Source organism: Micromonospora sp. R311, from assembly GCF_056780015.1.
In genome coordinates, this window is the sequence record NZ_JBSWCE010000049.1 from 29577 (window position 1) to 41699 (window position 12123).

At 64.8% G+C, this 12123-nt stretch carries 9 protein-coding genes; 6 read left to right on the top strand and 3 right to left on the bottom strand.

Going from position 1 to position 12123, the window contains the following annotated elements:
• Positions 1 to 59 precede the first annotated feature (59 nt).
• Entirely contained in the window at positions 60 to 3398 is a 3339-nt protein-coding gene (locus tag AC1WTP_RS30585; RefSeq protein ID WP_481652704.1) for a DEAD/DEAH box helicase, read from the top strand.
• Positions 3399 to 3816: 418 nt separating this feature from the next.
• Here the strand turns inward: AC1WTP_RS30585 and AC1WTP_RS30590 are convergent, their stop codons facing one another.
• The gene (locus tag AC1WTP_RS30590) at positions 3817 to 4401 is read right to left on the bottom strand and encodes a DUF1643 domain-containing protein (RefSeq protein ID WP_481652712.1); all 585 of its coding nucleotides are present in this window, start codon (positions 4399 to 4401) and stop codon (positions 3817 to 3819) included.
• Entirely contained in the window at positions 4388 to 5371 is a 984-nt protein-coding gene (locus AC1WTP_RS30595) for a DNA-methyltransferase (RefSeq protein ID WP_481652705.1), read from the bottom strand. Before AC1WTP_RS30595 ends, AC1WTP_RS30590 begins: the two co-directional genes overlap by 14 nt.
• 351 nt (positions 5372 to 5722) lie before the next feature.
• On the opposite strand from AC1WTP_RS30595, the gene AC1WTP_RS30600 reads away from it, so the two are divergent.
• Genes AC1WTP_RS30600 through AC1WTP_RS30620 form a run of 5 tightly spaced genes read left to right on the top strand, consistent with a single transcriptional unit; the run spans position 5723 to position 11015 of the window.
• Positions 5723 to 6349 carry a hypothetical protein gene (locus AC1WTP_RS30600; RefSeq protein WP_481652706.1) on the top strand — a complete coding sequence of 209 codons (627 nt, stop codon included), beginning with the start codon at positions 5723 to 5725 and terminating at the stop codon, positions 6347 to 6349.
• A complete protein-coding gene (locus AC1WTP_RS30605; RefSeq protein ID WP_481652707.1) occupies positions 6349 to 8487 on the top strand; it encodes a DEAD/DEAH box helicase family protein in 2139 nt (712 codons plus the stop codon). Before AC1WTP_RS30600 ends, AC1WTP_RS30605 begins: the two co-directional genes overlap by 1 nt.
• The gene (locus tag AC1WTP_RS30610; RefSeq protein WP_481652708.1) at positions 8480 to 8692 is read left to right on the top strand and encodes a hypothetical protein; all 213 of its coding nucleotides are present in this window, start codon (positions 8480 to 8482) and stop codon (positions 8690 to 8692) included. Before AC1WTP_RS30605 ends, AC1WTP_RS30610 begins: the two co-directional genes overlap by 8 nt.
• A complete protein-coding gene (locus AC1WTP_RS30615) occupies positions 8692 to 10635 on the top strand; it encodes an AAA family ATPase (RefSeq protein ID WP_481652709.1) in 1944 nt (647 codons plus the stop codon). The genes AC1WTP_RS30610 and AC1WTP_RS30615 overlap by 1 nt, the downstream gene beginning before the upstream one ends.
• Positions 10635 to 11015 carry a hypothetical protein gene (locus AC1WTP_RS30620; RefSeq protein WP_481652710.1) on the top strand — a complete coding sequence of 127 codons (381 nt, stop codon included), beginning with the start codon at positions 10635 to 10637 and terminating at the stop codon, positions 11013 to 11015. The genes AC1WTP_RS30615 and AC1WTP_RS30620 overlap by 1 nt, the downstream gene beginning before the upstream one ends.
• Before the next feature lie 465 nt (positions 11016 to 11480).
• On the opposite strand, the gene AC1WTP_RS30625 is transcribed toward AC1WTP_RS30620, so the two are convergent.
• A partial coding sequence (locus tag AC1WTP_RS30625; protein ID WP_481652711.1) for an ATP-binding protein occupies positions 11481 to 12123 on the bottom strand: 643 nt, incomplete at its 5' end.

Genomic DNA, 12123 nt, shown 5'->3' on the forward strand with positions numbered 1-12123 from the left:
CAGCCGAGCCGTCACGCGCTGCCGTCCCATCGTCGGCATTCCACCTCCTGCACCCCAAAGTGCAGCGGTGGATCCACGATCAAGGCTGGGACCAACTGCGGGACGCGCAGGAACGCGCCGCTCGGCCGATCCTCGCGGGTGGCACTGACGTCATCATCGCTGCCGCGACCGCCAGCGGGAAGACCGAAGCAGCCTGGTTGCCAATCTGCTCGGCCACGGCAACTCGGCGGGAAGCGAGCGACAACGTCGCCGGGGTCTGCGCGCTCTACGTCGGGCCGCTCAAGGCGCTGATCAACGACCAGTACGAACGGCTCGCCTACCTGTGCGAACGGCTCGACGTTCCGGTCCACCGGTGGCATGGCGACGTGGCGGGATCGCGCAAGTCGCGTGTTCTGCGCGAGCCCGACGGAATTCTGCTGATCACCCCCGAGTCGCTGGAGTCACTGTTCGTCAACCACGGGGACAAGGTCGCGCGCATCCTCGGCGATATCAGCCACGTCGTCATCGACGAGCTGCACGCGTTCATCGGCACCGAACGCGGTGCCCAACTGCAATCACTGCTGCATCGGGTGGACCTTGTCCTGCGGCGCAGAATCCCGCGGATCGCCTTGTCGGCCACCCTCGGCGACTTCACCGCAGCGGCAGAATTCCTCCGGCCAGGCCGCGGCGACGCCGTCACCGTGATCGCGTCCGACGATGACGCTCGAGAGATACGGCTTCAGCTTCGCGGCTACGTCGCCGCAGCCCCCCGTCCCCCCGGTCAGGCGCCCACCACACCTCACTCCGGCACCACCGCTGACTCCGACGACGAGGAAGAATCGTGGGACAAGGCTGGGATCGCCGACCACCTCTTCCGTACCCTGCGGGGAAGCGACAACCTCGTCTTCGCCAACTCCCGCAGCGCCGTCGAGCTCTACACCGACATGCTCGACCGGCGCTGCAAGAACAACAACGTCCCCAGCGAGTTCCTCCCGCACCACGGCAACCTCTCGAAAGAAATCCGCGAGCACGTCGAAGCACGACTCAAAGACCGCACCACGCCGGTCACCGCGATCTGCACGTCAACTCTGGAAATGGGAATCGACATCGGCTCCGTGGACTCGGTAGCCCAGATCGGAGCACCAGCCAGCGTCGCTGGAATGCGGCAGCGACTCGGCCGCTCCGGACGCCGAGCCGACCAGCCCGCCGTGCTGCGGATGTACGTCTCGGAACCCGAACTCACCGATCGCACACCCCCCGCCGACACGCTGCGCAGCCAGCTCGTCCAAAGCGTCGCAATGGTCGACCTACTGCTCGCCAAGTGGTACGAGCCACCGGACACCGCGAGCATGCACCTGTCGACCCTCACCCAACAGATCCTCTCGGTCATCGCCCAACGCGGCGGCGCACACCCTCAACAGCTCTACGACGCATTGTGCGGATACGGCCCGTTCGCACGCGTCGACAAGAGCACCTTCATCGCTCTCCTGCGCTGCATGGGCAAGCAGGACCTGCTCACACAAGACTCGCAAGGACTTCTGCTGCCCGGCGGCGTCGGCGACCGCCTCGTCAACCACTACAGCTTCTACACAGCCTTCACGACCCCAGAGGAGTTCCGCCTCGTCGCGGACGGCCGCACCATCGGATCGCTGCCTGTCGACAACCCGATCACCCCAGGAATGCTGCTGATCTTCAGCGGCCGACGCTGGAAGATCGTCGCGATCGACGCACGGCAGAAAGTCATCGACCTGGTCAGATCCGGTGGTGGCCGCCCCCCGAGCTTCTCAGGAAGCGGCGGCGAAGTCGCCGACGCGATCCGACAACGCATGCGCACGATCTACACGACGACCGAGATGCCGCGCTACCTCGACCGCCAGGCACAAGCACTCCTCGAAGAAGGACGTGCAGCCTTCAACAGATACGCGCTGGACAGCCACGCGATCCTCGGCTGGGGCAACGACACCCTCCTGTTTCCGTGGCGAGGGGACAGAATCATAAACACTCTCGCTGTGGCCCTCACGCGAGAAGGACTGCAGGTGGGCCATGACGGTGTCGCACTGACCATCCGCGGCACCGACCCTGCCGGCCTCTGGGAAGTCATCAGGCGCCTCGCCGATGAGTCACCACCCGACCCCCTGGTACTCGCCGCGGCGGTGCCGAACAAGACCGCAGACAAATACGACCAATACCTCACGGACGAGCTGCTCACCGTCGCCTACGCGGCACGGGCCCTCGACGTGCCGGCAACGTGGCACACGCTGCGGTCGATGGCCGCAATGCCTCGCCCCGGTCAAGCTTCTATGCTCGCTGGCGGGACCGGGAACCACGATCGCAGCTACACACCGCCTGCACCCCGCCCCGCACCTGACCAATCAGCGACGCAGCCTGTTATGCGGCCACTGGCTCTGCTCGGGCAGACCCCCTTCGCTGTCGTCGACCTAGAAACCACCGGCTTCGCCCCACACCGAGGCGACCGGATCATCGAAGTCGCGGTCGTCCGTCTGTCTCCCGCAGGGCAGATCGAACACCAATGGACCACCCTCATCAACCCCGACCGAGACCCAGGACCCACCCGCGTACACGGCCTCACCGCCGCCGACCTCGCCCTCGCTCCACGCTTCAAAGACATCGCCGGCGAACTCGCCAACCTCCTGCGCGGCGCCATCGTCGTTGCACACAACGCACGCTACGACCTCAGCTTCCTCGACGCCGAGTACCACCACCTCGGCTACCCCGCACCGGCATGGCCCGCACTCTGCACCCTCAGCATGTCCCACCGGTTCGGCCGCGGCGCAACCCGCCGACTCACAGACTCCTGCCGTGCCGAAGGCATCACCCTACAAGCAGCGCACTCCGCGCTCGGTGACGCAATGGCCACCGCACACCTACTCAACCAATACCTGGACCGCGCCCGGCAAGCCGGCGTCACCGACCTGGCCGAACTCGGCTGCCATCCCCTCGAACTCCCGCTCGCTTGGACAGCGCCGCCCGGGCACGCCGCCACCCTGGCGCGCCCATCGGCTGGCGTCGGCAACGCTACGCGCAAGACCAGCCCCCACATCAGTCTCGCCGGTGTAGCCGCCCGCGTACACGCCGCAACCACTGGCGACTCCCGTGCCGATGCCTACCTCGACATGCTCGACCGTGCCCTTGCCGACCACGTCCTCAGCCGTGCCGAGGTGGCATCCCTCATCGAAGTAGCCCGGACATGGGGGCTCACCGGTGACCAAGTACACCTCCTCCACCAGCAATACCTCGCCGCCCTGCTTGATGAAGTGGCGGCACCCGGAACTCCGGACGAATTTGCTGACCTGGCAGCACAGCTGCGGCAGCTGACCCAAGCCCTAGAATCCGCTGCAACAGCCGTGCAAGAACTCCGGCCAGAGCCGCTCGGTGGACGTGAGTCCAGCCCTCTCTGAGTGCGCGTGTGAGAGCTACGCACCGCGCCGAGTCCGCAACCCGGCCTGCGGCACCAAGAATGGCAATTATTGGTACATGCGGCCCCGGCCCTGCGATCGGCGGGATCTGGCACAGCGGTATCGGCAAACGGCAGGATGGTGGCCGTGACGAGGGACGAGACCGCCGTCCCGACCCGTCCTCCGCTTGCCATCCTGGAGGGGGACCGCCCGATAGCATGCCACGTGCTGGATGACGACCTGCTGCATGGCAGCAGCCGCCGACGTTCGAGGAACTCACTTGCTTGGACTGGCGAAGATCAGGGTGTGCAGGCGCATCCGGCTTACCCGGCTGGGTGGCGACTCCCCGAGGCGCAGAAGGCCGCGCTCATTAGGTCCGGCGTGCCCTGCGCTTCCTGACCCGGCGCGCCGGCTGTCGCAGCTACCGCTGACCGCGATCCAGTCGGGTGTCGAGCACAGGTCCCGCGCGTAGGGGCTGGTCGAACCCCGACCCGCCATGCCCCGGGCGTTCAGATGCGGGCATGAGATCCACGAATCGAAGAACCGAGAAGAGACGTTCATAGAGGTTCGTGCCAGTGGCGCGCCCGTGCCGGTCGCTGACGTATTGGTGCCAGCGTGACGGGTGGCGCGGCTCGCCACCAAGCGTCCAGAGACCACCCAAATGAGCCGCTGACAGGGTCTGCTGAATTACCCATGCAGCCTGGGCTCGTCGATGTTGGCGGGCCGGGCCGTAAAGGCCACTCACACCCCAACCAGCAACGACAGCATGCGATGTCATCAGCACCTGTTCGACCGCCGGGCGGGCTTCCTCCCAACCGCGAGTGCCGCGGCCCACCTCATTGATCTCCGCGACAGTAGCTGTCGGGAGCGTGAACAGGTTGGCCACCTGCACGCGGTCGCACCCGAGCACACCTGCGGCTACCTGCAGGTGGCGCATTGTGGCAGCACCTGCTGTAAGAGGTGGGTTGAGCAGGATCGCGCCGAGGGTCCGTTCAGGCTGGGGCATCGACAACCAGTGATTTTCCCTTTGTCATCTGCTCGATGAATTTGAGTACTTTCTCCGGCTCTTGGCTTTGGGTGAACCGAACCGCCGACTGAGCGGCGTACGCTGGGTCCAGCTCAAATGTCAACCACCGTCGATCGAGGTCCTCGGCGGCCCGACCGGTGGTATTGGAACCGCCGAAGAAGTCCACCACGAGGTCGCCGGGCTCCGTGCACATTTGAATGAAGAACGACGGCAGCTTGAGCGGGAACCGTGCCGGATGGCCGGGGAGCCCGAGGGCCTTGCAGGCTCGCAGGTAGGCGTCATTGGACTGGCTGTTTGGGATGGCGAGCAGGTTGGAGGGCAACGCACCTCCGTTGTCGCGGCCGAACGCCTCGCCGATGCTGTGTTCCGACGGCCGGCCTTTAGGGGTGTAGTACCGCGCTGGGTCGGCCAAGAGGCGCTTCATCGACTCGGAGTAGGGCACCCGGACGTTGCCGACGTTGGCTTTCGGCTCATCGGTCTTGGACAGCCACCACACCGTGTTGACTGCGTCCTTTGCTCGGATTTTGCGCTTATTGACCCACTCGATGGGCGACGGCAGCTTCGAGGGGTTGTACCAGTAGAACTCCTCCGCTAGTCGGTAGCCCACGTCGTCAACGAAGGCAAGCAGCGCCCTGTATTGGTGGAGTGATCGGACCGGCCGGCCCCGCTGGTACGCCCCACCGATGTCGATCACCAGGCTGCCGGTCGGTTTGAGGGCGTCCTTCGCGAGCTTGGCGAACTCGGTCAGCCAGGCGACGTACCGCTGTTGATCTTCGTTGCCGTATGCCTTCTGCCGTAGCAGAGGGAAGGGGGGGCTCGTGACGAAGAGGTCAACGCTGTCTGCAGGTAGCTGAGCGAGCAGCTCCAGGCTGTCTCCGCTGATCATCGCGCCGAGGCGGGTCAGGTAGCAGACCTGACCGGACGTCAGATGATCAAGTAGATCGCGCATTGCCCTCTTTCCGCCTGGTCATCGCGGCCACCTTACCGTGTGATTGTCCGTTGCCGAGGGCCCTCCCCCGGGTACATAGACAAGATCCCGTAGACCTCGCCTGGCGGCCCGTGAGCTCGACAAGCGGGCCAGGTCAATCAAATAGAGCAATTCACACTATATGTGTGGACCGCTGAGAAGTCAGGCGCGGATCGCGATCTGCGGGAGTGGACCTAGTCGCTGTGCCCTGAGAGGTGGGAACGCTGCGGGATGCGGTGCCGCCGTTGCAGAACGTAAGTTGTTGTGGCAGCTGAGACGCTCTTCTCATTGGGGCTCGAGGCTCCAGCTCAGTGTGGGGGAGGAGACCGCGACGTGGCCGAAGCACTGCCCGAATGGCTTGAGATGCCTGAGCAGGAGTTTCAGGACTGGTACCGGCCGACCCGAAACCTGACGAGCAGCTACCTGCACCGGGTCCTCATACGCGCGCTCGGCCCGGCCGTGGCGCGGCTGCCGTCCAACGAGGCTCTCCGCTCGAAGCCTCTCGTGATCGACCTGGCACTGCCGCTGCCCTCGAAGCTGCGCATCTACCTGTATGGCGCCACCCAGCACCCGTCCGAACGACAGCAGGGCACGTTCAAGGTTCAGCTGACCTGCGGGGTGCCTCGAGACGACCAGTCCGCGCCGAGAAACCGCTACTTCGACCGCTCCGACGACATCCGTCCCATCCTCGCTGGATACCAGCCCGACTTGAACGTCTTCATCCTCTGGGACGCCGACCTGCACGACATCGGCGACGGCTTCCCGTACTCCAAAAATGTCCAAGCCCCGCCGAACCTCATCTGGCAGGCCGTGGCGAGGGGCATAAGCCAGGGCACGCGCCGACTCAAGCGGCCATCAATGACTGAATCCATCGTCGCCGCCAGGCCTCGTCAGCTTGCCGAAGCTCTTCACCTGCGCATTCGGCTGAGCAACCAGGCCCTTTGTGGTGGGCTCTTCTGATGCTCAAGAACCTCGGGACCTTGGCGACCGAGTACACCAGCGACACGAGCGACATCGCCCGTGATTTCTACGCCCCCTGCCTACGCGAGTCGGTGACCTATGACCGGATCACCGGCTTCTTCAGCTCCACAGTCTTCCACCTCATCCACCCGGCGCTCGCTGTCTTCGTTACCGAGAACGGCGGAGCGATGCGCCTGCTCTGTTCACCCCGGCTGAGCGGCCCCGACGCCGACAGTGTGATCTTCGGGTATGCCGCCCGCACGAACACCGCCCTCGTCGAGGCGCTTCAGGCTGAGCTGGCCGAGATGCTGAACTCAGCCCACGCCGCCGGGGCCAAGCTGCTTGCCGCCCTCGTCGCCTCCGGTCGCCTCGACATCAAGCTTGCTCGGGTCGCCACGAGCGTCTCCGAGGCCGACAAACGTATGTTCCACGACAAGGTTGGCTTGTTCGCGGACGCGGCCGGCGACGTAGTGGGCTTCCGAGGCTCGCTCAACGAGAGCTACCTCGGCCTCGCCCCCGACGGCAACATCGAGTCGGTTGACGTCTGGCCATCATGGGAGGGCGGCCGTGACGCGCAGCGGGCCCGCAACGCTGTCATACGCTTCGAACGGCTGTGGCAGGGGCAGGTACCTGGCGTCAGAGTAGCCGGACTGCCGGACGAGATTCGCCACGAACTGGAGCGCCTGGCCGTCGACGTTGACCTCGAGGCGCTGCTGCGTTTCCTGGGCAAGAACCAGTCCATCGAGCTATCCGTCGAGTCTCCCGCGGTGGGCGGCATCGAGCTGCGAGGGCACCAAGTCAAAGCCTTTGATAAGTGGGTGGCGGAAGAGCACAGAGGCTTGCTTGCCCATGCCACGGGATCGGGCAAGACCATCACCGGCCTCTACTGTGCACAGAGGGCTCTGGCGGCCGGGCTCGTGCCGCTCATCCTGGTGCCCTCTCAGCTTCTCCTCGAACAGTGGGGGAACCAAGTCCGGCAGCTGTTGGGTGCTCGAGTCGTGCTTGCGGGTGGTGGCCATAACGAATGGTCGCGCGGCGGCGTGCTGCGCGGCACCATCGAATCCTCCCGGGCCGAGCGGCCATACGCCGTTGTGGCCGTCGCCAACACGGCCGTCAGCCCGGTCTTCCGTTCGCAGGTCCGCCCGATGGCACACAAGCTGCTCGTGGTCGCCGACGAGGCGCACCGCTTCGGCAGCCCGCAATTCCGCACCATCCTCGAGTGGCTCGACGCTCCCTGGCGGCTGGGGCTCAGTGCGACCCCGGAGCGAGCTGGAGATGTCGACGGAACGGCGGCGGTCTTCGACTACTTTGGCGGTGTCATCCATCGCTACACGCTGAAAGACGCGCTGGACGATGGTGTGCTGGCTCCTTACGTGTACGAACCTTCATGGATCGGTCTGACCGAGGCCGAGCAGCTGCGCTGGGACACACTCACAACCGAGATCCGCCGGCGCTACGCCATAGCGAAGGCTCCCGCTGCGAAGCCCCACACTGCTGACCAGCTCCGCATGAAACTCATCGAGCGCGCGCGCATTGCTAAGGGCGCGGCGAACAAGGTTCCGGCCGCCGCTGACCTCATCGCCGGGCACTACCGCTCCGACCAAAAGTGGCTGGTGTACTGCGATAGCCAGTCACAGCTTGCAGACGTGCGTCAGGCACTCGACCGCCGGGGTATCCGTTCCTGGGAGTACCACCGACAAATGCGCGGCGACCCGGAGGCGACGCTCAGATTGTTCGACGTCTCGGGTGGCATCGTCGTGGCCATCAAGTGCCTTGATGAGGGGGTGGACATCCCCTCAGCCACCCACGCTCTCATCCTGGCGAGCTCCCGGAACCCCCGTGAGTTCATCCAGCGTCGGGGCCGGGTGCTGCGCCGCTCCCCGAACAAGACCGTCGCTACGCTACTCGACGTACTCGTGTTACCCGACACCCTCGACCAACGGGACCCGACGTGGTCCTTGGTGGTCGGTGAGCTGGCGCGGGCACTCCAGTTCGCGGGCTGGGGAATTGGCCAGGCCGCTACTTCCAGGTTGGAGGACAAATGGGTGTCGATGGGCATGCAGCTGGCGGAGATCGACCAGTTGCAGGCCGCAGGCGTTGAAGTGGACGACGACGAAGGAGACCCCACCGGTGACTGAGACGCCAGAGGAGACGGCCGACTTGCTGGCGACCGTCGAAGAGATCCGGGCGCGTGACTTCGCCAGCCTTGACCCAAAGCTGGTCGGCGAAATCCTGACGGTCCAGCACCAGTTCGCAGAGGACCGTAGCGAAGCCCGAAAGCGAACTGACCAGATCATCAACCGGTGGACTGCGCGCCAGCTGGCATCGGGGGCAGGCCACTAATGCTCACGCTCCAGCGCCTGACCGTGCGGGACTTTGGCCCGTACCGCGGCCGGCAAGACATGGTTTTCTCCCGTGACCGAGGCGTTTACATTGTTTATGGACCGAACGGCCGGGGGAAGACAACGCTGCACAACGCCTTCCGCTACGCACTCTACGGCGAGATCCTCGGCCGCCGCCGCGCCGAGGAGGCCCGGGACCTGGCCAATACGGAAGCAAAGAAGCAGGTTGGCTACGGTTCATTCGAGACCATCCTCGACTTCGAGCATAATGGGATCCAGTACCGGCTGACTCGGCGCTACGACGAACGCGAGCAGCCATACGAGCTGGTACTGCTGGAACGCGACGGTGTCCCACTGGCGCAGGACGACATGGAGAAGACTCTTCAGATCGTCGCGCCTCACTCCGTCAGCCAGTTTTTCCTCTTCGACGGTGAGCTCCTGCGCCAGTACGAGAATCTCCTTGACAAGGACAGTGAGGAGGGCGAGGCCCTTGAGAAGTCCATCGAGCGCGTACTCGGCATCCCCATTGTCGGCAACGCCATGACGGACGTCGCCGATCTGCACAAGGTTGCCGATCGGCAGCTCACGGAGCAGTACGCCGCTTCGGACCAGACCAGGCGCACGGCGCTCTCTCTCAAGGAAGCCCAAGACATCGCCGCACGCCAGCAGCAGGCCCGCGACGAGATCCTGGCGCAGATCGATGAGATCCAAGGCAAGATTGCAGATCTCGAGCTCCAGCTGCGCGAACAGGAGAAGTCAGAGCGCATCCTCGGCGCCCTCGACAACCTGCGACAGCGGCAGACCGCCTTGCAGCTTCGCGAGCAGGAAGCCATTGCCGCACTCGAAGAGCTGACCCCCGCCCTTTGGAAGGCGGTGCTCTCTCGCTCGGCTGCCCAGCGGCTGCCGGCCGTAGAAGCCGAGGTCGAAGCCGCCGAGGCTGATCTCCTTGCGGCCTCCGCCGCCGTCCGCGACCTCGCCCACCTACACGTCGAGACTGACTGCCCCGTCTGCCACCGTGATCTGCCGGAGGAGCTTCGAAGCCAGCTCACGGCTGAGCTGAAGGCGGCTGCTTCCGCTGCTCACCATGAAGCGATCGAGGCGCGGCTGGCAGAGGCGCGCAGCCGACGCAAGGTTTTGCAGACACTTGCCAGCGAGGACGCCCGGCTGGTAGCCGAGCGGGACAAAGCCCTGCGGTCCGTCCGGTTTGAGCAGCAAGAAGTCCGTGAAGACATCACCGGTCTGGAACAGGAACTGGCCGAACTCGGCTCCGAGACCGCACTTCGCGACCTCACGGGCAAGCGCGTTGAGCGCCAGACCCAGCTCAACCGCGAACGTGAACGTTTGCAAGCCTGCGACAGAGAGCTCCATGAACAGTCGCTCGTCATCGAAGAGCTGAAGCGGCGACTGCGCAAAGAGCAGGTCCAGCCTGATCCAAGCATTGCGCTCAAGGAGCAAATCTCACAGGCACTGATGCAGCTGTTCGCTAGCTCGATCGACGCGTACCGGGCGAAGCTGCGGAGGCGGGTGGAGGCACGCGCCTCTGAAATTTTTAGGCAGCTGGCCTCGGAGGCCGACTACGTCGGACTGCGAATCACCGACCGCTATGGGCTAGAAATCATTGACTCAGATGGCGAGGTCGTTCGACGGTCCGCCGGCTACGAGCACCTCGTTGCTCTCGCGCTCATTGCGGCTCTTCAGGACAGTGCTGCCGTCCGCGGCCCGGTAGTCATGGACTACCCCTTCGGTCGACTCGACACCCACAACACGGCGCGGGTCGTGGCGGCGCTCCCGCGGATGGCCCGCCAAGTGGTCCTGCTGTCGTTCGACGGCGAGTTTGACCGCACCGAAGCGCTTAAGGCCCTCGGTCCCAACCTTGTGGCCGAGTACGAGCTGGAGCGCATTACCTCCAAACACACTCGCGTTCAGCTCCGGAGGACGATCTAATGGCCGACCTCAAGAACATTGCTCTGACGGTCGAAGCAACCCAGATCGTCAATGACCTGCGGCAGGTGCTCGGCATCACCGAGCAGATGGACCTGATCCGCCTCGGCTTTGCATACGCCGTCCAGCAGGGAGCCGATCTCACCCGCGACCCTGGCACCCGCGGCGGTAGCAACTACGACAGCCCTGGCCTCGATACCGGAGGTCTCATGGCCGGTACAGTCCGGATCTACTATCCCGCCTCCGAGGTTCAGGAGGAGCCGTATCGCGCCGTAGAGATCCTGATGAACAAGGGAGTTCGGCTCCTCAAAGAGCACTTGCGCGATGGTGTCATCGGCAGCCTTGGCGATCTTATAGAGGATGATCGGGACGATATTAGGTAGGCGTGCGGAGGCTTCAACTACGACCCAGTGGCCTCAAGCTGCTCCAGCAGATCGCAGCTCCCCGACACAAGACGGTCGCGCAGCTGATGGTCGAACGAGGGCTGGTGGCCGGGATCAAGGACAGACGCGTCCTGAACCGGCAGGGAAGTGGCCGCGTGGACCTGATCAGGCGGATGCTCCGTACGCCAGCGCCGGACGTGGGCTGGGGGTAGGAGAACATGACCGAGATTCGCGCCAGCGATGGGAGCTGTACCTGGCCACCGCCATCGACGTGTACTCCCGGCGCAATCTCGGCTATGCGATGGGCGCACCATGACGCTGACCGGGGCGTCGCGGCGCGGAAAATATGCCAGCCGGCCCCAGCTACGGATCTGGTTGGGCTTTCGGGGTCAACACACAAATCCATCGCCGTCAGCCCGGCCGTCACGGTTGTCGGCGGCCGGGCATGGGCGGCGTTCGACCTGTTCAGGTCATGGATGGAGCAAGCTTCATGGTGCGCCGCTTGAATGGCTCGGCGCCTCCTTCGAGGTGGTAAAGAGTCAGCTTGTTCATGTCGTGCCGTTCGAGGGAGCCGCTGGCCTCGACCCGGCCGCGAGTTGCGTCCGAGGTCAGGGTGATGATCATGTCTGCGTCGGCTGAGACTACGAGCCCGGGGCTGCGGGTCGCGAAGATGTACTGGCGACTGCCGCGCAGGCAGCGTAGGCGGTCGACCAGGTGTTCCTCGATCCACGGTGCGTGCAGGGCGTCCTCGGGCTGGTCGATGATCAGCGGTTCGGCACCGTCGGCCATCGCGATGATGAGGATCGCCGTGCACTTCTCCCCGTGGGCTAGTTGCTCAATCGGCTCATACCCGGTGCCCGGCTTGCGGAACTCCACCGAGAGCGTGTCCGGCAGGTCGATGGTCTGCACGGTGAGCAACTCTCCGACCAGGTCCTTGTCGGCGATCCAGTCGAACAGCTTCTCGATGTGTTTCTCCTCGATGTCGATCGCCTTGGCCACCTGTCCGGGATTGGAGTCCCAGAATGACGCGACTAAGGGACGTCTCGTAACCCCGATGTCTGTCCGGTGAGGACGGTCGTTGATGATGCCTGGGTGCAGGTGATCTCCG